The following is a 21,106-nucleotide window of genomic DNA, read 5'->3' as shown; positions in this document are numbered from 1 at the left end:
GGGCGACGAAAGTAGACTTTCGTCGCCCACAACTACCGATTCGGCTCACCACAACTACCGTCTCGGCGGTCAGTAGCCGCCGGGCGGCGGGGCCATCTCCAGGCGTACGCCGATCAGGCGGATCGGGCGGTCCTTCTCGACCCGATCGAGGAGCGCCTCGGCCTCGTCGGCGAGCCGGTCACCGTCGAGGGTGGGCTCAGGGAGCTTGTGGCCGCGGGTGACGGTGAAGAACGGTTTGAACCGCACCTTGATCTCGACCCTCGTCACCGGCCGGTCCTCCTTGATCACGTCGGCCAGGCACTCGCCACAGAGCCGCCGGGTCGCGGCGACGATGTCGGGCCACTCGACGAGATCCTGCTGGAACGTCTCCTCGTGGCCGTGGCCGCGGGCGACCCAGGGCGAGGGGTCCACGGGGCTGGTGTCGGCGCCACGGCCCAGGCGGCGCAGCCAGGGGCCGGTCGTGGGCCCGATCTCGGCGGCCAGGCGCTCCGCCGAGGCAGCTCCCAGCTCGGCGACCGTCTCGATCCCGAGCCCGGCGAGCCGTTTGGCGGTCTTCGCCCCGATCCCCCACAGCGCGTCGGTCGGACGATGACCCATCTCAGCGTCCCAGGTCTCGTGCGTGACCCGGTAGACGCCGGTCCCCCGCAGCTGCCCGCCCGGGCCGGGCTCGTGGCCGCCCGCCCCGGCCTCGCGCGCGACGGCTCCGTCGACCCGCTGCTTGGCGAACCCCGTGGCGAGCTTCGCCTGCAGCTTGTTGTCGCCCACACCGACCCCGCTGTGCAGGCGGGTGCGGGCGAGCACCACGTCGCGTACGTCCCAGGCGAAGGCCGCTGGATCGCCGAGCTCGCCGTGTCCCGGGCCCGGCCCCAGGAACGCCTCGTCCCAGCCGAGGACCTCGACCAGGACCGGTACGCCACCCCACTCCAGCGACCGCAGCGTGTCCATGACACCCGCGGAGGCCTCGTCGTAGGCGACGTGATCGACCGGCAGCAGCACCGCATCGGGACACTTCCGTACCGCCAGGCGCAGCGGCATCCCCGAACCGACGCCGTACGCCCGAGCCTCATAGGACGCCGTCGAGACGACCGCTCGCTCGGCCGGGTCGCCGCGCCCACCCACGATCACCGGCTTACCGGCGAGCTCGGGCCGTCGCAGCACCTCGACCGCGGCGATGAACTGGTCCAGGTCGACGTGAAGCACGACGCTCATTCCGTCGCTCGCTGACGCTCGCTCATGCACCGATGGTGCCACGAACGGGCCCGGGTGGGGTCAGCCTTCGGAGCCGGCCTCGGAGAGCGCCTCAGAGGCCTTCTCCGCCTGCTTGCGCACGTCACCTGGCACCGGGACCGCTTCGGCGGTGCGCTGTTGCCACATCTGCATGGCGACGACCTTCGCCGCGGCCTCCTCGACCCGGGCACGGTCGAGTCGACCGGAGCGGAGGGCCTTGACGACGCTGCGGTGGGCGGCCCGGGAGTTGGCCGGCATCAGCAGAAGGTCGGCGCCGGCTTCGAGCGCGACCACCGCGGGCTTCTTGGTGGTGGTCGTGACCGCGCCCATCCCCAGCGAGTCGGTGATCGCGATGCCCTCGAAGCCGAGGTCGTCGCGGAGCAGATCGTAGATCGGGGGCGCCATGCTGGCCGGCACACCGGGAGCCACCGCCTTCACGTCGACGTGGCTGATCATGACGGCCGGAGCGCCAGCGTCCACCGCCGCGTCGAAGGGCACCAGGTCACGGCGCTTCAGCTTCTTCATCCCGAAGTCGAGCTGCTGGATCCCGAGGTGGGTGTCGCCGGTGACCGCGCCATGGCCCGGGAAGTGCTTGGTGGTGGAGACCAGCCCGGCGGTGTTGTAACCCTGCACGGCCGCGGACACGGCCGCTGCGGCGATCTTCTTGTCCTCGCTCGGCGAGCGCGACCCGATCGTCGGGTCGGTCGCGCCGACGGTCACGTCGGCGACCGGCGCGAACGCCCAGGTGAAGCCCAGGTCGCGTAGCTCGAGCGCCGTCGTGCGCGCTGCCTCGGTCGTCACCGGGACGCCCTTGCGCGGCTTGGCCTCGATGGCGTCCCCGGTGCGCGCGAACTCCGGGAACTCGGTGGCCACGCCGCGCAGGTGGGAGACCACACCGCCCTCCTGGTCGACGCCGATCACCGCCGGGAACGTGCGGCCGTCGGCGGCGACCGCCTCGTTGACCGCAGCGGTCGTCTCACGCACCTGTGCCTCGTCGACGACGTTCTCGCCGGTGACGCTGACCCCAGCGAGGTGGAGCTTGCGCACCATCTTCGCGGCCTTGGCCGGATCGGTGCCGTGGTAGCGGCCGACGATCACCTGACCGGCGAGCTGCCTCTCGTCCCAGCCCGCCACCAGCTCGCGGGCGGTCGCCAGCTCGCCGCGGGTCGGACCCCAGGCGAGCGCCGTGGTGTCCTTCTTCGGGTCTTCCTTCGGGGTGGCGGCGACCGGCCCGCTCGGCTCGACATCGGGCCTCGTCGGGATGCCGACGGTCACCGCGGCGGCGCCCGCGCCGGCCGACAGGGCCAGCACGGCCCCCGCGATCACCGGCCGCAGCCAACGCCTCGGACGACGCTGATGATCCTCTGATTCGGTGTGCTTGCCCCCAGTCACCCGGCCGAGTATGGCAGCAACCCCCAGTTACTGACACGTTCAGGCGAGTGAGTCATAGATCTCCCGCACTCGCTTGCTCAGGTCCTCGAGGGTGCCGGTGTTGTCGATGACGTACGTCGCCGCGGCGAGCCGCTCCTCGCGACTGGCCTGCGCGGCGATGCGGGCACGGACGTCGGCCTCGGTCATCCCGCGCGAGACCGCCCGCTCGACCTGGGTCTCGACCGGCACGTCGACGACGATCACCTCGTCGAAGAACGGCGCGTAGCCCACCTCGACCAGCAGGGGGATGTCGTTGACGACCAGCTTCCCCGCCTCTCGCCCGGCTTGCTCGAGCTCCGCGGAGCGCGCCCCGACCAGCGGGTGAACGATCGCGTTGAGCCGCCCACGGGCGGACTCGTCGGCGAAGACGAGCTCCCCCACCTTGGCCCGATCGAGCTCCCCGGCCTCCGTCAGCACCGCGGGGCCGAACTCCGCCACGACCTGGGCGAGGCCCGGCGTACCCGGCTCGACGACCTCGCGGGCGATCAGGTCCGAGTCGACGATCACGGCCCCGAAGTCTGCCAGCAGCTTCGACACAGTGCTCTTCCCCGAGGCGATCCCGCCGGTGAGTCCTACGCGCATGGGCGCCAACCTACTAGGGCGTGACCTAGGCGGTGGCGGCGTCCCCGCACGCGAACCGGCGCCGGTAGGCCTGCGGGGACAGGCCGCGCACGCGGGTGAAGTGGTGTCGCAGCGCGGCGGCGTTGCCGAACCCGACCTCGCCCGCGATCCACTCGATCGACCGCTCGGTGCGCTCGAGCAGCTCCTCGGCGCGGCGGACCCGCTGGGCGGTGATCCAGGCGTAGGGCGTCGCGCCGGTCTCGGCGCGGAACCTGCGGGCGAACGTACGCGGCGACATCAGCACCCGGCGGGCCAGCGAGTCGACGTCGAGCTCCTCGTGGAGGTTCTCCAGGATCCAGGCCAGGAGCGGTCCGAGCGTCTCGGAGTCGACCTCGGGCACGGGACGGGAGATGAACTGCGCCTGGCCACCGTCCCGCTGGGGCGGGACGACCATCCGGCGAGCCACCGCGGAGGCGACCGCCGCACCGTACTCCTGGCGCCAGATGTGCAAGCACGCGTCCAGCCCGGCCGCCGTGCCCGCGCTGGTGATGATCTGCCCGGTGTCGACGTAGAGGACCTCGGGCACCACCTTCGCCTCGGGGAACCTGGCCGCGAGCTCGTCGGTGTACTTCCAGTGAGTCGTGCACTCACGCCCGTCGAGGAGACCGGCCGCGCCCAGAGCGAAGGCGCCACCGCAGACCGTCAGGATCCGGGCACCGCGGTGATAGGCGCGCAGCAGCGTCTCGACCACCCACGGCGGCACCGGGTCGCCCCTGCGCATGGCCGGGACACACAGCAGGTCGGCCTCGTCGGCTCGCTCCAGACCGCTCGGAGCCTCGATCGCGAAACCCAGGTTGGTGCGCACCAGGCCCGGCTCGAGCGAGCAGACCCCGAACTCCAGCAACGGCACTCCGTCTTCGCGCCGGTCGAGCCCGAAGGCCTCGCACACGACCCCGAACTCGAAGGGAGCGACACCGTCCCAGATCACCGCGGCCACGTTCCTAAGCACCTCAGAAGAGTGCCACTTGGCAGGAACTCGCGCAACTTAGGCATTTCTGCCAATGTGGCAGGAATGCCTAGTAGCGCAGAATTACTGCCATGAACACAGCACTCCTCGCCCTCATCGTCCTGCTCGCCGTCGCCGCGTACGCAACGTTCGCCGCCATCCACGCCGACCGCCCCAAGGCCGCCCCTCGGTCCCACGCCACCGACCCGGACTTCGAGCCCGTGGTGAGGTGGCCGTGATCCACCACGATGCCACGAAGGAACGCCTGAGGCCCGGCCCCACGAAGGGGACCGGGCCTCAGGCGTTTTTCAGAGCCTTAGCTCACGCGTTTCACTGACCGCCGGTCAGCTTCTCGCGAAGCGCCTGCAGCGCCTCGTCGGAGGCGAGCGAACCGCCGCTCTCCTCCTCGGTGACGGTCTCGTCGACCGAGCCGCCCGAGGAGTACGAGGTGGCCTCGCCGGCCTCGGCAGCCTTCTCGGCGGCCTCCTGCTGCTGCTTGATGTGGGCCTCCCAGCGAGCGTGGGCCTGAGCGTACTGCTGCTCCCACTTCTCACGCTGCTCGTCGTAGCCCTCGAGCCACTCGCCCGTCTCCGGGTCGAAGCCCTCGGGGTAGAGGTAGTTGCCCTGCTCGTCGTAGCTGGCCGGCATGCCGTAGAGCGTCGGGTCGAACTCCTCGACGTCGGTCGAGGTGACCGTCTCGTTGGCCTGCTTGAGCGAGAGCGAGATGCGGCGACGCTCGAGGTCGATGTCGATGATCTTGACCATGACGTCGTCGTTGACCTGGACGACCTGCTCGGGGATCTCCACGTGGCGCTCGGCCAGCTCGGAGATGTGCACGAGGCCCTCGATGCCCTCCTCGACACGGACGAACGAACCGAACGGCACCAGCTTGGTGACCTTACCCGGGACGATCTGGCCGATCTGGTGGGTGCGGGCGAAGTGCTGCCACGGGTCCTCCTGGGTCGCCTTCAGCGACAGGGAGACACGCTCGCGGTCCATGTCCACGTCGAGAACCTCGACGGTGACCTCGTCACCGACGGTGACGACCTCGGACGGGTGGTCGATGTGCTTCCAGGAGAGCTCGGAGACGTGGACGAGACCGTCGACGCCACCCAGGTCCACGAACGCACCGAAGTTGACGATCGAGGAGACGACACCCTTGCGGATCTGACCCTTCTGGAGCTGGGTCAGGAAGCCGTGGCGAACCTCGGACTGGGTCTGCTCGAGCCAGGCACGGCGCGACAGGACCACGTTGTTGCGGTTCTTGTCGAGCTCGATGATCTTGGCCTCGAGGGTCTGGCCGACGTACGGCTGCAGGTCGCGGACGCGACGCATCTCGACGAGGGAGGCGGGGAGGAAGCCACGCAGGCCGATGTCCAGGATGAGACCACCCTTGACGACCTCGATGACCGCGCCCTCGACGACGCCGTCCTCCTCCTTGACCTGCTCGATCGTGCCCCAGGCGCGCTCGTACTGCGCGCGCTTCTTGGACAGGATCAGGCGGCCTTCCTTGTCCTCCTTCTGGAGCACCAGGGCCTCGACCTTGTCGCCGACCTCGACGACCTCGGACGGGTCGACGTCGTGCTTGATCGAGAGCTCGCGCGACGGGATGACGCCTTCGGTCTTGTAACCGATGTCGAGCAGGACCTCGTCCCGGTCGACCTTGACGATGACACCGTCCACGATGTCGCCGTCGTTGAAGTACTTGATGGTCTCGTCGATCGCGGCGAGGAAGTCCTCTTCCGACCCGATGTCGTTGATCGCGACCTGAGGCGCGTCGTAGTCGGGGAGAGGAATGTTGAGCGTGCTCGTCATAAGGGAGGTGGTTTCCTTGGGTGGACAGATATCGTCGGGTTCATGCACGGCTGAAATCTCCGGTCGGCAACCTCTCACCGGCACAAACAGGCTTCGTCGCCCGAGTGTGAGCCGGCGGCCGAGGTAGCAAGCAAAGGTCCACTAGGTCCGGGACCTTGGCAGACTTCAGACGCAGTTTCTTAGCCTACGCTCCGCGTGCGGGCCCCGTCCAACTGTCGAGGCTCGTTGCCGCAGTCCCGCGTTCAGGCCGGGAGGCATACGCTGTAGAGGTGGACCAAGCCCTCAGCCCGGTCGCCCGACCGGAGGCACCCATCGATCCCTTCGGCGCGATCGAGACCACCGACACCACCGGCCCCGTCGTCCGAGCGGAGCGGCGATCGGTCAGCGAGGCCGACTCCCGCCGCGCCAACGGCCCCGACTGGGACAGGTACGCCGACGAGTACCAGGCGACCCACGGTCCCTTCCTCGGCGAGGCCGGGTTCGTCTGGGGTCCCGAGGGGCTGACCGAGGCCGACCTCGGCATCCTCGGCGACGTCAGCGGCAAGGACGTGCTCGAGCTCGGCTCAGGCGCCTGCCAGTGCTCCCGTTGGGTGAACACCCGGGGCGGGCGCGCGATCGGCCTGGACCTGTCCGGGCGCCAGCTCCAGCACTCCCGGCGCCTCGACGAGCAGACCGGCGTCGTCGTGCCCGCGGTGCAGGCCACGGCCACCGACCTGCCCTTCGCCGCCAGCTCCTTCGACGTGGTCTTCTGCTCGTTCGGGGCGCTGCAGTTCGTCAGCGACATCGCCCATGCGGTCGCCGAGACCGCCCGCGTTCTCCGCCCCGGCGGCCGCTTCGCGTTCTCGATCACCCACCCGACGCGGTGGATGTTCCCCGACGACCCCGGCCCCGAGGGCCTGATCGCCGCCCAGTCCTACTGGGACCGCACCCCCTACGTCGAGGTCGACGACGAGACCGGCGAGGTGTCGTACGTCGAGCACCACCGCACCCTCGGCGACTGGGTCTCGATCCTGGCCGGTGCCGGGTTCCGGATCACCGACCTGGTCGAGCCCGAGTGGCCCGAGGGCCACGAGCGGATCTGGGGCGGCTGGTCGCGCACCCGGGGGCTGCTGACCCCGGGGACCGCCATCTTCGGCGCCGACCTGGCGAGCGGCTAGCCCAGCTCTGAACGACGACCGCGGGTCCGGAGGCTGTCAGCCTCCGGACCCGCGGTTGTCATTGGTATGCGCTGAACCTCAGGCATCCACCAGCGTGCGGTCGTCCGAGGCAGCGTGGGCGCCACCGTTGGGCTTGCGACCGCGCAGGACCAGCCACAGGCCGATCAGCAGGAAGATCAGGCCGGCGACGACGCCGCCGACGGGGATCCAGGTGCCGATCAGGTCGAGCTTGGAGATGTTGGCCTTGGCGTCCTCGGCGTTCTTGGAGACGGTCTCGTCGGTGTAGCTCATCTCGGCGTCGATGAGCTCGAGGCCGGTGCTGGTGACCATCTTCTGGGTCGCGCTCTGGTCGATGTAGGAACCAGTGGTCGGCTCGACGTAGATCGTCTGGGTGGCCTCGTAGGAGCCACGGACGTCGTCATCGGTGTTCTTCACCCCGTCGTCCCCCGGCGAGAGCGACTCGTCCTCGGCGGAGGCGGAGACCTCGAACTGGTAGGTCTTCACGCCCTCGATGTCGACGTCGTCGACGTAGGTGGCTACGACGGTCCTACCGAGCGTGTCGTCCCAGTACTCGTAGTCGTGACGCTCGGTGTTGAACGGGAACTTGCCGGCCAGGCCGCTCATGTTCGCGACGGCCTTGTCCTCACCGACGTACTTCGCCTGGTCCTCGACGACCTCGGACGTCTTGCGGTCCATGGCGTAGGCGCGCTCGGTGGTGGTCACCACGCGAGGGTCCTCCTCCGCGCGGGCACAGTCGGGCGTGTCGCCCTCCTGGACCATGATGCAGCCGGCCTCGACGAAGACGACGACGTCATCGGTCGAGTCGTTCGGGGCGGCCTCGGTCGTCCGGGTGTACTTCACCGGAACCGGGTCGTCCGACTTCGCCAGCGCACCACTGGCCGTGCCCTCGAGCACGGTCGTGGTGTTGACGTTGAGCGGCACGGTCGCCGCGGCGTCCCTGCCCCAGAAGCCGGCAACCCCAGCAGCGACCAGCGCAAACGCGCCGATCAGCAAGAAGACGTAACCAATCACTCTTCGCATGTTCTTTGCCCCTCCCAAGGCCTGAGTCCCCCTCGATCCGCCGAACCGTAGCAGCAATACCCGGAGAGGTGTGCAACGGGTCACATACCGCTGTGCGACACTTCGTCCTCGTGTCAGTCCCCCACCCCACCTCCACCGCCGACGACGGCTTGCTGGCGACCCCCGGGAAGGTCGTCGCAGTCGCTCTCGCCATGATCGCGGCCCAGCTGGCATTCCGAGCCTGGGCGCTGAGCGGGTCGTGGTATCGCTTCGACGACGCCAACTTCATGTCCAAGCTGATGTCCGACGGGCTCTCGACGGACCTGATCTTCCATGGCTTCGCCGGGCACCTGATGCCGGGAGCGTTCGCGCTGACGGCGTTCAACTTCGGTCTCGACCCGTACGAGTGGGCCTACCCGGCCATCGAGCTGCTGGTGCTGCAGGCGATCGCCAGCCTCGGCGCGCTGGTCTTCCTCTGCTCCGCGTTCGGACGCCGCCGCGGCATCCTGCCACCGCTGGCCCTCTTCCTGTTCAGCTCGATCAGTCTGCCGGCGTTCCTGTCCTGGGGTCCCGGCATCACCCAGATGCCCTTCCTCGCCGCGATCTTCTGGGGCTCGTGGGCCCATCTCAACTACCTGCGCTCGCGGCGGTTCGGCTGGGCGCTGCTGACCATGCTGATCACCCTGGCCGCCGTCGCCTTCGGCGAGAAGGCGATGCTGCTGTTCTGGCCGTACGCCGTGCTGGCGCTGGGCTGGTTCGCGAGCGGCGACATCGTGAGCCGGCTGCGGACGATCGCGGGACGCTACCTGCCCGGCGTGCTCCTCTACAGCGTGGTCGCGATCGGCTCCGGGGTCGCCTACCTCACCCTCGGCGCAGGCTCCTCGTCGGGAGGCGGCAGCTCCAACGCCAACGGGTTCGCGCTGGTCACCCAGCGATTCCTGCTGGAGTCGTGGGCGCCCGGCGTGGTCGGCGGGCCGCTGCGCTGGAGATGGCTCGAGGGCAACTCGGCAGGCTGGGCCGAGCCCGGCACCGTGGTCTCGGTGCTCGCCGTCGCACTGCTGGCGCTGCTGACCTACGAGTTCGGCCGAACCCGCACGATCGCGCTGCGGGCGTGGTGGCTGGTCGGCGGCATCCTCGTCTTCGACATCGCCCTGATCACCGCCATCCGGGCGGGCAGCGTCGGAGCCGACATCGCGCTCGCCTACCGCTACCTCACCGACACGATCGCCGTGACCGCGATGGCGCTCGCACTCGCCACGCTGCCGCTGCGCGGGGCCGTGGAGACACTCGCGTCGACGCGCCCCTCCCCCTTCCTCGACGTGCCCAGGCGGGTCGCTGTCGCCACGGCCGTCGTCGCGGGGCTTGGGCTCTTCTCGTCCTACTCCTATGCCCAGGGCTGGCACGAGGACGACAACACCCGGCGCTACCTCGACACGGTCCGCGTCGATCTGGCCGAGGTCGAGGACCCGCTGCCGATGGCCGACGGACCGGTGCCCCAGTGGATGATCTGGGGCGCGTCGTATCCCTACAACCAGGTGAGCCGAGTACTCCGGCCGCTGGCGGACAAGATGGAGTTCCTGCAGGTCAGCACCGACAACCTCTACCTGGTCGACAAGGACGGTCACATCCGGCCGGCAGCCGTCGACCCGGAGCGCCGCTCGGTCGCAGCCGACGACCCGGCGTCGAGCGCGGACGAGTGTCAGACGCGGGTAGGTCAGACACCGCTCGAGGTTGGCCTCGACGGCGGCGTCGACGGTGCCGGATGGTGGGTCCGGGTCGCCTACGCCGCCGGCCCCGAGGACGTGGGCAGGGTGCGGGTGACCGTCGGCGATCACACCCACGAGGTGGAGGTCGAGCCCGGGTTCCGCAGCCTCTACCTGCGTACGGGAGAGGGCCGGTTCGACACGGTCGCCTTCGAGGGCCTGACTCCGGGGTCGACGCCGTGCGTGGGCGGCATCGAGGTCGGTCACCTGGTCCCGTTCGGTGACCCGATCTCGGGAGCGGAGGGCGACGGCTGATGGCTGCCCCAATCGAAGTCCGAAGCGACCTGGACCGCCGGTTCCTCACCCTCGACGCACTGCGCGCCGCCGGGGCGCTGATGGTGGTCCTGACCCACGTCGGGTTCCACACCGGTCGCTATCCGCAGGGCTGGACCGGAGCGATGCTGGCCCACTTCGACCTCGGTGTGGCGCTCTTCTTCGTGGTCTCCGGGTTCCTGCTGGCCAGGCCGTGGTTCGCGGCCAGCGCCGCCGGGGCTCCTCGGCCCAGCACCGGGCGCTACCTGTGGAAGCGAGCGCTGCGGATCCTGCCGCTCTACTGGGTCGTCGTGGTGGTCTGCCTGCTCCTCGCGCCGGCCAACTCCGACGCCGGAGTGGAGGGCTGGATAGCCAACCTGACGCTGACCCAGACCTACATCCAGGGCTCGCACCCCTACGGTCTGGCGCACATGTGGAGCCTCTCCACCGAGGTCGCCTTCTACCTCGCCCTGCCGCTGGTGGTGCGGCTGCTGACACCGCGGGACCGTCTCGACCTCCGCCGCGTGCTGGTCGTGTCGCTGCTTCTCACCGTCGGCGGCGTGGTCTTCGCCAGCGGCGCCCGGACCTGGTTCGACCACCCGTTCGCGGCGGAGTGGCTGCCGGCGTTCCTGCCGTGGTTCCTGGGCGGCACCACGCTCGCGGCCTGCTCTGTCGACCCGGGTCTGCGCGCGCGCCTGGACGCGGCCGGACGCGATCTGGTCGGCTGGTGGCTGCTGGCGCTGGGGCTCTTCGTCGCCGCCTGCACGCCGATCACCGGCCCCACCATGTTGGTGGATGTGCCCACGCCGGCCGAGTCGGCGCTCAAGTGCGTGCTCTACGGCGCGATCGCGGCCTGCGTCGTCTTCCCGCTGGTCTTCGGACCCGAGCTCGAGGGGCCGGTACGCCGCTGGCTGGCCGGTCCGGTGCCCAGCGCGCTGGGCGCGATCTCCTACGGCATCTTCGCGATGCACATGTTCGTGCTGCTGATGGGGATGGAGCTGCTCGGCCTGGGCACCTTCAACGACCGCTTCTGGACCGTGCTGGGGATGACCATCGTGGTCACCATCCCGCTCGCGACGCTGTCCTACCTCTTCCTCGAGCGCCCGATCATGCGGCTGCGCGGCTGGCGTGCCTCCGCACCCGACCGCGGCGCTGCCGAGGCGGCCCCCGCGACCAGCACGACGGCGATCAGCGAGAGCGCCTGAGCCGTCCAGGCGGGCAGGTCCCAGGCCTGCTCCCAGGTGGCCGGGAGGATCTCGACGGCCAGGGCTCCGGCGAGCAGTGCCGCCCCCGATCCGGCGGCCAGCAGGCGTACGACGTCCGGCCGGCGTCCGGTCAGCCGCGGCAGCAGCCAGGCCACCACGGCGGCGAGCGCACCCCACCAGCCCGCGAGCAGACCGGCGACGAGCACCAGCAGGCCGCCGTCGTACCAACGCCATGGCGCGGCTACGGGGAAGAGCTCCAGGCTCGGCACGGCACCGCGACGCCGCCACGAGGTCGCCATCGCGAGCATCAGGACCAGCGCCGCTCCGCCCGCACCGGCGAGCAGTCCGGCGCGGTAGGTCTCGTCGGGGGCGTAGCCGAAACGTACCTCTCCTCCGGCACCGGCGGGAACGATCCAGCCCTGCTGCCAGCCGTCTACCCGCTGCGCGCGGAGCACCTTGCCGTCCAGCGTCGCGGTGGCACCGGGGTTGATGTTCTGCGGGAGCACCAGGACTCGGTCATGGGCCTCCGCGGAGACTGCCGCCGAGACCGCCGCATCGCGCTCGTCGCGCTCCACCTCGACCGCGGCCGGGGGCTCCGCGTCGGCGATCACGTCCGCGCTGAGCTCGAGGCTGTCGACACGTAGCGCTGCGCCCGGATCAGCGAGCAGTGTGTTCTCCCCGGCGGCGAGGGCGACCGGGGCGGTGCCGCAGATCGCCAACGGCACCGCGGCACCCCGCAACAGGTCCGAGAGCGACCCGTTCACCGACGTACGCAACACTCGCTCGCCGACACGGATCGTGGGGCCGTCGGCGCAGCCGGCGCGGAGCCTCCCGTCGCCGAGCGGCCGATCGTTGACCCGGAGCTCGGAGATGCCGGCGGGCAGCTCCGTCGCGTCGGCCATGCTCGAGGGCTGGTCGAAGGCGGCGTCGGTCTCGGTGATCTGGATCCGGAGCCGGTCGGTGCGCCAGCGGCTGGGGAGCTCGATGAGGCCGTCATCGCCGACCGCGCGGGTCACGGTGCGCTTGGGGCGACGCAGGTCGGTGACCTCGACCTCCGTCGGGATGCTGACTGGGGCGGCCTCGTCGACGATGAGCCGCAGCGACCTGACCAGCTGTCGTCTCGGCAGCTCGAGGCTCACCGTGGCCGGACCGGTCGAGGGGGCCCGCCAGGAGGTGCCGTCGTCGCCGTCGGCCATCGCGAGCGCCGACTGCGCGATGTCACCGCTGCTCGGCGCGGTGATGCCGAGGCCGGCCAGGTCGGCGGCCGCCGCGGCGTAGGAGTGGTCCCGACGCAGCGACACCGTCCCGGTGACGTCGAAGGACTGTCCGCGGGTGAGGGTGATCAGGCGATCCAGGGCGTCGCCGTCCTCGCCGCTACCTGCCAGGAACGGCTCGCAGTAGAGCACGCCCTTGTGGTCCACGCTTCGCGCGGCTGCTCCCTCGCTCGTCGCGATGCAGCCGCTGCGGTCGGTGTCGCGGCCGAGCCGGATCTTGCGGATCGTGGCGTCGTCCGGCGGTTCGGGAAGCGCGACCAGGCGCCGCGCGTCGACGCCCTCGATGTCGAGCTCGCTGATCCCCCACGGCCCGTGGGCGGTGGCCCCGCGTGCGGCGACGGTGAGGTTGCGTGCTCTGAAGCCGGTGAGGTCGTACGTCGCCGACTCCCCCGGGAGCGGCGCGTCGACCTTCCGCAGCTGCGCCCCGGCGACGAGCTCCAGCCGCTTGACCCCGACCACGTTCTTGGGGATCGAGACGGTGACCTTGCCGAGGTCGATCTCGTCCTCGAACCGGACCCGGAGCCAGGCGCCCTCGGGAGTGAGCCCCCACCCGGTCTCGGTGCGCCACTGGGTCTGCGGGTCGTCGTCGAGGGCCGCCGAGGGCGCTTGGCCGCGATCGACCGGGACCTCCACCGGCGTCGCCGCCGAGCTCGAGGCCTCGACGGCCTCGACGCCGCGCCAGACCAGAGTGCTCTGCCAGCGTTCCTGGTCCTCCAGATATCGATGGAAGCTTTCCGGTTTGTCGGAGTCGACGCCCTCCTCGGCGGTGCGGGTCGCCGAGGAGTTGGCGCGGACGCCGGAGAAGATGGTCGTACGCCGCCGCTGACCGTCGGTCAGGATGACGTCGGTCTGAGTCTCGGACTCACGGGTGTCGTCAGCGGTCAGCACCGCCGGCGCCCCGCTGGCGGGCTCGCCGGGGTCGCCCATCACGGTCGTCCTGGCCGGGATCAGGGTCGCGCCGCTGACCGCGTCGTCGACCTCGTAGATCTCGATCGGGGCGTACTCCCCCGCCAAGCCGCCGTCGACGAGGACGCGGGTGCCCTTCTCGCGGTGATAGGTCGTGTTGCCGAACTCGGTGCCGAAGCTCGCCTCCCGGGTCAGACCGGGTGACTGGTCGAGGGTGGCGTGCACCAGCGACGGAGGCGGGGCGCCGGTCGTGCCCCAGTGCAGGTCGTTGCGCACCAGCAGGCGGGTCACGCCGGCTTTCGCCAGCATCGGGGCGAGCTCCGCGCTCGGGACGCCGCGCTCGAGCTCCTCGGTGACCCGGTCGAGCCAGACGACGTTGCCGGGCTCGGCCAGCGGCACCACGCCGCGTACTGCCCAGCGAAAGTCGGCGTAGGGCTGCACCACCTCGTCGTGGGTGCTGCCCCACAGGTAGTCGCCGAACCGGGCGGCCGGCACCACCAGCGTCACGCCGCCGTCGTCGTTCTCGGAGAGGTGGTCGGCCGCGTCGGTCCAGAACTCCGGGACGCGCTCGATCGAGCCGGGCGGCGGCACCTGGCCACGTACCCAGGGCACTGCCAGACCGGCCAGCGAGGCGACCACGGCGATGACGAACACAGTTCTGAGCCACTGCGCGGTCCTGGTCACGCGTGGCCGGGAGAGAATGGTCTCGACCGTGAGCACGACCCCGGCGGCGAGGCCGAGACGGAGCACGGCGTCGTACTTGTGACTGTTGCGCACCGCCGCCAGGGCACCGTCGACCAGATCCTGACGAGCCTCGGCTCCCCAGCCGGCCAGCGCGCCGGTGTAGCCGATCCCGACGAGGACGGCTCCGGACAGCACGCAGCCGATCAGGAACCTGCTCTCCGGATGTCTGCGTCCGCGGCCGAGCCCGGCCAGCCCGGCCAGTGCGATCGCGACGACGGCGGCCGCGTCGAGCACCAGGTAGGGGGTGGCGTGCAGGCTCTGCCCGGCCGGGTAGTAGAGCGGGTCGGCGTAGGCGACCCAGTCGGAGGTGCCGAGCAGCGTCGGCAGCAGGCCGGTGGTCGTCGCGGTCACCGAGGCGGTCTCGATGTAGTCGAGGAAGGGCGGGATGAAGCGGGCCTGGAGGACCAGCGGGATGGTCCACCACAAGGTCGCGAGGATGGTCAGCACGCACCAGAGGCCGAGCACCCAGAACCGCCTCGCGCCGGTACGGGTCAGCAGGAACACCACCCCCGGGACCAGCACCGCCGAGACCGCGGTCGCGTTGACGCCGCCCGCGCAGGCGACCGCGATGGCCGCCAGCGCACACCAGCGCAGCAGGTCCCTCGTCGTGGTGGTGCCGCTGGCCCGGATGACGGCGAGCAGCACCCACGGCGCGACCGCGGTCGGCCACAGCTCGACCGAGTTGGCCCCGAGGATGGTCATCACCCGTGGCGTGAGGACGTACGCCGCCGCCCCCGCCACCTGCGCCCAGGGCCGCCCCAGCCGCAGCTCGCGGGCGACCACCAGGACGCCGAGGAAGGCAAGGTTGAGCAACAGCGCCCACCACAGCCGCTGGATCACCCAGTCCGGCAGGTGCGCCAGCTGACCGAGGCCGTAGAACGGTCCCATCGGCCACAGATAGCCGATCGCCTGGTTCTGCACCTGGCCGAAGGCGCCCTGAGCGTCCCACATGTTCAGCGCCCGGGCCAGGAAGGCCCACGGGTCGGCGCTCAGGTCGAACTTGGTGTCCGCGACGATCCGGCCCGGGGCCTGGGTGAAGGTGATCGCGGTCAGGATCGCGACGTACGCCGTGACCCTCAAGGGGGAGGTGGCCGAAGGTCCTCTCAGGTCTTGCGGAGCACGAGCAGGAGGTTCCATGAGAGCACCTCCCTCACCACCGGGACCCGCATCAGCCACGCCGCCCACCACGGGTGGTAGCGCGGAACCGCAGCCAGAATCTCGGCGTTGCCCGCCTTGCGCTGGGCGCGCGCCCAGCGCAACCCGGCGGAGGCGGTCGCTGCGTACATCGACTCGCCGAACCTGTTCTTGGGCTCGTGACCGTGCTTGCGCTGATAGCGCCGGCGGGCGAACCGGCCGCCGAGCAGGTGCCACGGGCTGGTCTCGTGGCCGCCCCAGGGGCCCCACCACAGCGTGTAGGAGCAGAAGACGACACCACCGGGCTTGGTCACCCGGAGCATCTCGTCGAGCATGGCGGTCGGGGTCGGGACGTGCTCGAGCACGTTGGAGGAGTAGCAGGCGTCGACCGAGCCGGTGCGGACCGGGAGCCGCATCCCGTCGCCGAGCATGCTGCCTTCGGCCACGATCCCGGCACCCTGCATCTCACCGGCGTCGGCGTCGAGCGCGAGGTAGGTCGCTCCCGCCTCCATGAAGGCGTCGCGGAAGTAGCCCGGGCCGCCGCCGACGTCGAGCAGGACGGTGCCCTCGAGCGCTGCACCCTCATCCAGCGGCTTGGCGGTGTAGTGGGCCAACTGGCCGACGGAGTCCGCGGCGAGCGCTGTGTAGAACCGCGCGGGATCGGTCTGCTCCACGCGGAAGTCGTTGAAGAGGCGTACAGAGCGCCGCAGCGTCGCCCTCCAGCCGCTGCCGGCCGGGGCATCGGTCGGGGCATCGGGCTGGGCCCCGCTCCGGGGGTCGAAAAGGTTCGACACGGCGGGAACCCTAACCGATTACCCCAGAGGGTGTGCATTCGGTCACGATCTGTCCTACTCTCCAGTAACGGTGTTGAGGGACACCGGTCGCGCAACCCCTGGGGAGGGAGCGCTCGGCAGCGGGGTAACTGCGAGATCCAGGGGAGCACTGATTTGCGCGCCAACGACGGAGCGCGGCTGAACGCATGCCATGTGGCGGTCTTCAGCTGGCGCGACACCGACAACCCTGAAGCCGGCGGGGCCGAGCACTACCTCCACCAGATCACCGCAGGCATGGTGAGTGCCGGGGCTCGGGTGACGGTCTTCACCGCTGCCTACCCGGGCGCGCGTGCCCGCGAGGAGCGAGACGGCATCCGTTATGTACGCCGCGGCGGCAAGCTCAGCATCTACCTGTGGGGCGTGCTCCTGCTCGCACTGGGCCGGCTTGGCCCGATCGGTCGCGTCGACGCGGTCATCGACGTGCAGAACGGGCTCCCGTTCTTCACGCCTCTCGGCACGCGGGCACCGGTCGCGGTGCTCGTCCACCACGTCCACCGCGAGCAGTGGCCGGTGGTCTACCCGGGGCTCTCCGGGCGGGTCGGATGGTGGGTCGAGTCCTGGCTGGCGCCCCGGCTCTACCGCCGAAAGCAGTACGTCGCGGTCTCCCGCGCCACCCGCGCCGAGCTGGCGACGCTCGGCGTCGACCCTGCCCGGGTCGCGGTCGTGCACAACGGCGCCGCGGCGCCGCTGAGCGACCGGCCGGCGAAGACCGAGCACCCCTCCGTCTGCGTCGTCGGTCGGCTGGTGCCGCACAAGCGGGTCGAGCTCGCGGTCGACGCGGCGCTGGCGCTACGGGCGACCTACCCTGACCTTCGGCTCACCGTCGTCGGGGACGGCTGGTGGGCCGACGAGCTGGCGGCGTACGTCTCCCGGGTGGGTGCCGGCGGCTTCGTCGAGCTGCTGGGGCATGTCGACGAGGAGACCAAGGAGTCTGTCTACGAGCGGTCCTGGCTGATGGCGCTGCCGTCGCTGAAGGAAGGCTGGGGCCTGGTCGTCACCGAGGCCGCGCAGCACGGCACCCCGACGGTCGCCTTCCGCGACGCGGGCGGCACGACGGAGTCGATCGACGACGGCGAGTCCGGGATCCTGGTCGACGACCAGGCCGGGTTCGTGGCCGCGCTCGGCGATCTCCTCGGTGACGAGATCCGCCGCAAGGAGCTGGCCGAGGGTGCCCGCTGGCACGCCCGCAAGCACACCTGGGAGCAGAGCCAGCTCAACTTCAACGCCGTGCTCGCCTCGGCGCTGCAGGGGCGCGTCGTCGGCGCGGACTGACCGCCGGCGACAGATGTCGACAGATGAAGAAGGGGCCCGGCGGATCACCGCCGGGCCCCTTCTCAGCTCTGACTTGCTCAGTCGCTGGTGCCGTACTGAATCGTCGACTCAGAGACGGTCGGAGGATTCTTGACGGTGTTGTCCGTGCTGCTGCTGACGACTCCGACGACAGTCGCTGCCGCGACGCCGCCGCCCACGAGAATGCTGGCGACGATGGCGATGATGTTGCCCATGAATATGTGACCTCCCTCTCCTAGTCGCGAACCCTAGCAGTCCGCCGGCGAGCCATACTGATCAGTAGCAGAACTGTTGACGTTGTGGCGACAAGCCACATCAGGACGTACGCCGCCCATGCCCCGGTCGCTGCCACCAGCGTCGCGGGGTGGGCCTCCTGCGCTGTCACCGCGTCGCTGTCCTCGGGGAGCCGCTGCAGGAGCAGCCCGCCGTCATCGAAGACCACCTCACCAGCCACGCGGGGTGCCTCGCCCGCGGTGCGGTCGGTGATGGCGTACCCGATCCCGAGGCGGCTCAGCGCGCTCGCCCGCGCCTGGGGATCGGCTGCCGCGAGGGCCTCGGCGGCCGAGCTCGCACGCCGGTCCTCACCGGGGATCGTGGTGCCGCCGATGACGAGGTCGCCGTCGGTCACGCTCGGTCTGGGCAGCATCCTCGGCAGCGGGTCCAGGACAGGGCGATGTGCGTTCCACGCCGGGGCGCGGTAGGCGGACCAGGGCAGCACGAGCACGTCACCGGGCGCCGACTCCTCCGCCAGCGCCGCCCCGGCCTGGTGCCACTCGGCCGGATAGTCGGCTGCGCCGATCCCGCCCGCCAGGCCCCAGGCGGCGTCGGGAAGCACGGCGACCGGCGCGACGGCGACGACGACCGCGGCCGCCCATCGCGGCGCGGTGCCGCGCAGCCTATCCCCCAGGGCGTCGACGCCGGCGGCGATGGTCAGGATCAGCAGCGGCAGGCAGAGCGGGAGCAGGCGGCTGCTGTCGCGGATCAGGGCCAGACCGGGAACGTCCTGGGCGAGGGCGTCCAACGCTTGCGGTGCGGCCCAGCCGGCGACCGCGACTCCGAGACCGGCGGCCCACAGCGCGAGGATCGCGACCCGCTGCTCGTCGTTCGTCCACCATCTTCGGAACCCGGCGACGGCCAGCGTCACCAGGAACGCCAGAGCGGCCCAGGCCAGCCAGCCGTCGCGGCTCGCGGGGACCACCGAGGTGTTCCAGATCCCGGCCAGCGAGAGTGCGGCCAGCGGAGCGGGCAGGGCGTCGCCGCGGAGCGCGAAGACCTCGAACCCGGACGCTGCGGCCGCCTGGGAGCTGTGGATGAGCCCGGTGACCAGCCACGGCGCGTTGACTGCCGCCACCGTGACCGCCAGCAAGATCGGTCGCCGACCGCGCCGCAGCCCGGTGGCGAGCAGCACGGCACCCGCGACGAGGCCCGCGCTCGCGCTCAGGCTCCCGGCGACGAGGACGGGCAGCATCCACACCGGGCTCGGTCCGCCCGCTGCTCGACGGCGACCGGCGACCACGAGCCAGGGCACGGCCGCATAGGCCAGCAGCATCGGCCAGTGACCCATCCAGAGGCGCTCGGCGGCGTACGGGCTCCAGACGGTCAGGCTCACCACCGCCAGCCGCGCGGCGAGCGAGCGATCCCGCACCAGCTCCGCTGCCCCGGCCCCGGCGGCCACCAGCGCACCCACCAGGACGAGCTTCTGCAGGGCGAGACCCGGCACGATCTCGTCGAGCACCGCGACCACCGCATCCGAGGGCACCGCCCGCGGTAGCCCCGACCCGAGCCCGAGCACGTCGCGCGTCAGCGTCAGGTCGGGCACCCACACCATGTCGTAGGTGAGCACGAACCCCGGCCCCAGCGCCGGTCCCAGCATCAGCACCGCGAGCACGCCCGCCCACAACGTAGGCACCACCCGCTCCCTCACGCCGCCACCCTAAGCCCAACGCGCCGAGACGTCGGTCACGTCGGACGAGACGTCAATTGTGGCGATCGAGTTCCGCTGCTGGGCGGATGCCGGTGCCCGCATGTGGCCGCTCTCGTCCTAGGCTTTCCAAGTGCCCACGATGACCGCCAGCCCGATCAGTGCCCGCCGGCGTAGGCTGTCAGTGCTCATCCGCAGCAGCGGATTCCTCGCGGTCTGCATCATGGTCACCAACATCGCGACCTACGGCTTCCAGATCATCGCCGCCCGGATCCTCGGCCCCAGCCAGTACGGCGGCGTGGCGTCGATGATGTCGCTGCTCCTCGTCGTCGGCGTGGTCCAGCTCGGGATGCAGGCGACGGCGTCGCGCCGGGTGACCGGAGCGCCCGGCCAGGAGCGCGCGATCGAGCAGACGGTGCTGCGCGCGACCTACCGGGCGGCCATCGTCGTCGGTGTGGTCATGCTCGTCGCCTCGCCGCTGGTCTGGCGGGTGCTGCGGCTGGACTCGATCTATCCAGCTCTGCTGGTCGCCGTCTGTGCCGTGCCGCTGACCATCATGGGCGGCCAGGCCGGCGTGCTGCAGGGCGAGCGACGCTGGCTCAGCCTGGCGATGGTCTACCTGGCTCTCGGTATCCCCCGGCTGGTGGTCACCACCGCGGCGATGTGGATCCGTCCCACCGAGGGTGCCGCCATGGCCGGGGTGGCGCTGGCTCAGTTCGCGCCGGCGATCGTCGGGTGGTGGGTGCTGCGGCGGCGTACGCCTCCTGCCGGGGCCATCGGCCCGGTGAAGCCCGTCGTCGTCGAGATGCTGCACGGCTCGTTCGCGCTGCTGGGCTTCTTCGCCCTCTCCAACGTCGACATCCTGATCGCCCGCAACGTCCTCTCCGACCACGTCTCCGGCCTGTACGCAGGTGGCCTGATCCTCACCAAGGCGGTGCTCTTCCTGCCGCAGTTCGTGGTGATCATCGCTTTCCCCTCGATGTCGGCCGAGTCCAGCCGCCGCTCCGCGCTGCTCAGGTCGCTGGCGCTGGTCGGAGGGCTCGGCGCGTGCGCGATCGCGGGCTCCTGGCTGCTGTCGTGGCTCGCGATGATCTTCATCGGCGGCCCCGACTACGCCGAGATCCAGGACCTGCTCTGGGTCTTCGCGATCCTCGGCATGGTGCTCTCCGTGCTCCAGCTGCTCGTCTACTCGGTCCTGGCCCGGCGCAGCCGGCTCTCCGCGTACCTCCTCTGGATCGCCGTCGTCGCCGTCCTCGTCCTCGGCGCGACGCAGACCAGCGTCGCGGGCCTGGTCTGGACGGTCCTCAGCGTCGACGCCGCCCTCGCCGCCGTCCTCCTGACCGTCACCTTCTGGCGCCTCAGCCAACCCCCGACCACCCCAGACCCAAACCCTCTGCCGAATCAGTAGTTCTCGCGGGCCGAGTCCGCAGTTGTGGCGTGCCGAGAATATAGTTGTGGGCGACGAAACTAGAGTTTCAGCCAGACCAGCCGCAGGCCGAGCGAGCGGCGGACCTTCAGAGACAGGTCGACGTCGTTGTAGTTGATCGGCAGGCGCTCGCTGAACCCG

Annotated in this window: 15 protein-coding genes and 1 pseudogene; 6 read left to right on the top strand and 10 right to left on the bottom strand. The window is 70.8% G+C overall.

Translation table 11 applies throughout. The annotated features are described in order from the left end of the window. Window positions 1-69 precede the first annotated feature (69 nt). The 4 genes from ABZZ22_RS24340 to ABZZ22_RS24325 form a co-directional block, all read right to left on the bottom strand. Window positions 70-1,209, bottom strand: a complete 1,140-nt coding sequence (locus ABZZ22_RS24340; RefSeq protein ID WP_354937180.1) for a DNA polymerase IV — start codon at window positions 1,207-1,209, stop codon at window positions 70-72. A 60-nt stretch (window positions 1,210-1,269) separates the two neighbouring features. Continuing rightward, entirely contained in the window at window positions 1,270-2,553 is a 1,284-nt protein-coding gene (locus tag ABZZ22_RS24335; protein WP_354937177.1) for a glycoside hydrolase family 3 N-terminal domain-containing protein, read from the bottom strand. Between the two features lie 105 nt (window positions 2,554-2,658). Further along, window positions 2,659-3,240 carry a dephospho-CoA kinase gene (gene coaE / locus ABZZ22_RS24330; RefSeq protein ID WP_354937174.1) on the bottom strand — a complete coding sequence of 194 codons (582 nt, stop codon included), beginning with the start codon at window positions 3,238-3,240 and terminating at the stop codon, window positions 2,659-2,661. Window positions 3,241-3,265: 25 nt separating this feature from the next. Next, on the bottom strand, window positions 3,266-4,228 hold the full coding sequence (locus ABZZ22_RS24325) for a helix-turn-helix domain-containing protein (RefSeq protein WP_354937171.1): 963 nt from the start codon (window positions 4,226-4,228) through the stop codon (window positions 3,266-3,268). A gap of 89 nt (window positions 4,229-4,317) precedes the next feature. On the opposite strand from ABZZ22_RS24325, the gene ABZZ22_RS24320 reads away from it, so the two are divergent. After that, a complete protein-coding gene (locus ABZZ22_RS24320) occupies window positions 4,318-4,464 on the top strand; it encodes a hypothetical protein (protein ID WP_292647398.1) in 147 nt (48 codons plus the stop codon). Window positions 4,465-4,555: 91 nt separating this feature from the next. Here ABZZ22_RS24320 and rpsA read toward each other — a convergent pair whose 3' ends face one another. Further along, window positions 4,556-6,040 carry a 30S ribosomal protein S1 gene (rpsA, locus tag ABZZ22_RS24315; protein ID WP_354937168.1) on the bottom strand — a complete coding sequence of 495 codons (1,485 nt, stop codon included), beginning with the start codon at window positions 6,038-6,040 and terminating at the stop codon, window positions 4,556-4,558. Window positions 6,041-6,309: 269 nt separating this feature from the next. Between rpsA and ABZZ22_RS24310 the strand changes: the two genes are divergently transcribed. After that, the gene (locus ABZZ22_RS24310; RefSeq protein ID WP_354937165.1) at window positions 6,310-7,197 is read left to right on the top strand and encodes a class I SAM-dependent methyltransferase; all 888 of its coding nucleotides are present in this window, start codon (window positions 6,310-6,312) and stop codon (window positions 7,195-7,197) included. Window positions 7,198-7,275: 78 nt separating this feature from the next. On the opposite strand, the gene ABZZ22_RS24305 is transcribed toward ABZZ22_RS24310, so the two are convergent. After that, the gene (locus ABZZ22_RS24305) at window positions 7,276-8,238 is read right to left on the bottom strand and encodes a DUF3068 domain-containing protein (RefSeq protein ID WP_354937162.1); all 963 of its coding nucleotides are present in this window, start codon (window positions 8,236-8,238) and stop codon (window positions 7,276-7,278) included. Between the two features lie 110 nt (window positions 8,239-8,348). On the opposite strand from ABZZ22_RS24305, the gene ABZZ22_RS24300 reads away from it, so the two are divergent. Beyond that, window positions 8,349-10,235 carry a hypothetical protein gene (locus ABZZ22_RS24300; RefSeq protein ID WP_354937159.1) on the top strand — a complete coding sequence of 629 codons (1,887 nt, stop codon included), beginning with the start codon at window positions 8,349-8,351 and terminating at the stop codon, window positions 10,233-10,235. After that, window positions 10,235-11,290 (top strand): annotated as a pseudogene (locus tag ABZZ22_RS24295) (acyltransferase); the annotation flags it as partial. The gene ABZZ22_RS24300 and the pseudogene ABZZ22_RS24295, both read left to right, overlap by 1 nt. A gap of 26 nt (window positions 11,291-11,316) precedes the next feature. Here ABZZ22_RS24295 and ABZZ22_RS24290 read toward each other — a convergent pair. Next, complete coding sequence (locus ABZZ22_RS24290) at window positions 11,317-15,498, bottom strand: alpha-(1->3)-arabinofuranosyltransferase family protein (RefSeq protein WP_354937156.1); 4,182 nt, start codon at window positions 15,496-15,498, stop codon at window positions 11,317-11,319. Continuing rightward, on the bottom strand, window positions 15,465-16,289 hold the full coding sequence (locus ABZZ22_RS24285) for a class I SAM-dependent methyltransferase (RefSeq protein WP_354937153.1): 825 nt from the start codon (window positions 16,287-16,289) through the stop codon (window positions 15,465-15,467). Before ABZZ22_RS24285 ends, ABZZ22_RS24290 begins: the two co-directional genes overlap by 34 nt. Before the next feature lie 192 nt (window positions 16,290-16,481). Between ABZZ22_RS24285 and ABZZ22_RS24280 the strand changes: the two genes are divergently transcribed. Continuing rightward, complete coding sequence (locus tag ABZZ22_RS24280; RefSeq protein WP_354937150.1) at window positions 16,482-17,600, top strand: glycosyltransferase family 4 protein; 1,119 nt, start codon at window positions 16,482-16,484, stop codon at window positions 17,598-17,600. 77 nt (window positions 17,601-17,677) lie between these two features. Here ABZZ22_RS24280 and ABZZ22_RS24275 read toward each other — a convergent pair whose 3' ends face one another. Together ABZZ22_RS24275 and ABZZ22_RS24270 are read right to left on the bottom strand one after the other, a co-directional pair. Beyond that, window positions 17,678-17,833, bottom strand: coding sequence for a hypothetical protein (locus ABZZ22_RS24275; RefSeq protein WP_292653139.1), 156 nt, complete (start codon window positions 17,831-17,833; stop codon window positions 17,678-17,680). Window positions 17,834-17,853: 20 nt separating this feature from the next. Next, a complete protein-coding gene (locus tag ABZZ22_RS24270) occupies window positions 17,854-19,542 on the bottom strand; it encodes a hypothetical protein (RefSeq protein WP_354937147.1) in 1,689 nt (562 codons plus the stop codon). A 139-nt stretch (window positions 19,543-19,681) separates the two neighbouring features. Between ABZZ22_RS24270 and ABZZ22_RS24265 the strand changes: the two genes are divergently transcribed. After that, entirely contained in the window at window positions 19,682-20,947 is a 1,266-nt protein-coding gene (locus tag ABZZ22_RS24265; protein WP_354937183.1) for a polysaccharide biosynthesis protein, read from the top strand. The last annotated feature ends 159 nt before the right edge of the window (window positions 20,948-21,106 follow it).

Source organism: Nocardioides sp. NPDC006273, assembly GCF_040613495.1.
Lineage (GTDB): Bacteria > Actinomycetota > Actinomycetes > Propionibacteriales > Nocardioidaceae > Nocardioides.
Note: the sequence above shows the minus strand (reverse complement) of the source record. Positions and strands in the feature narration are given on the sequence as shown.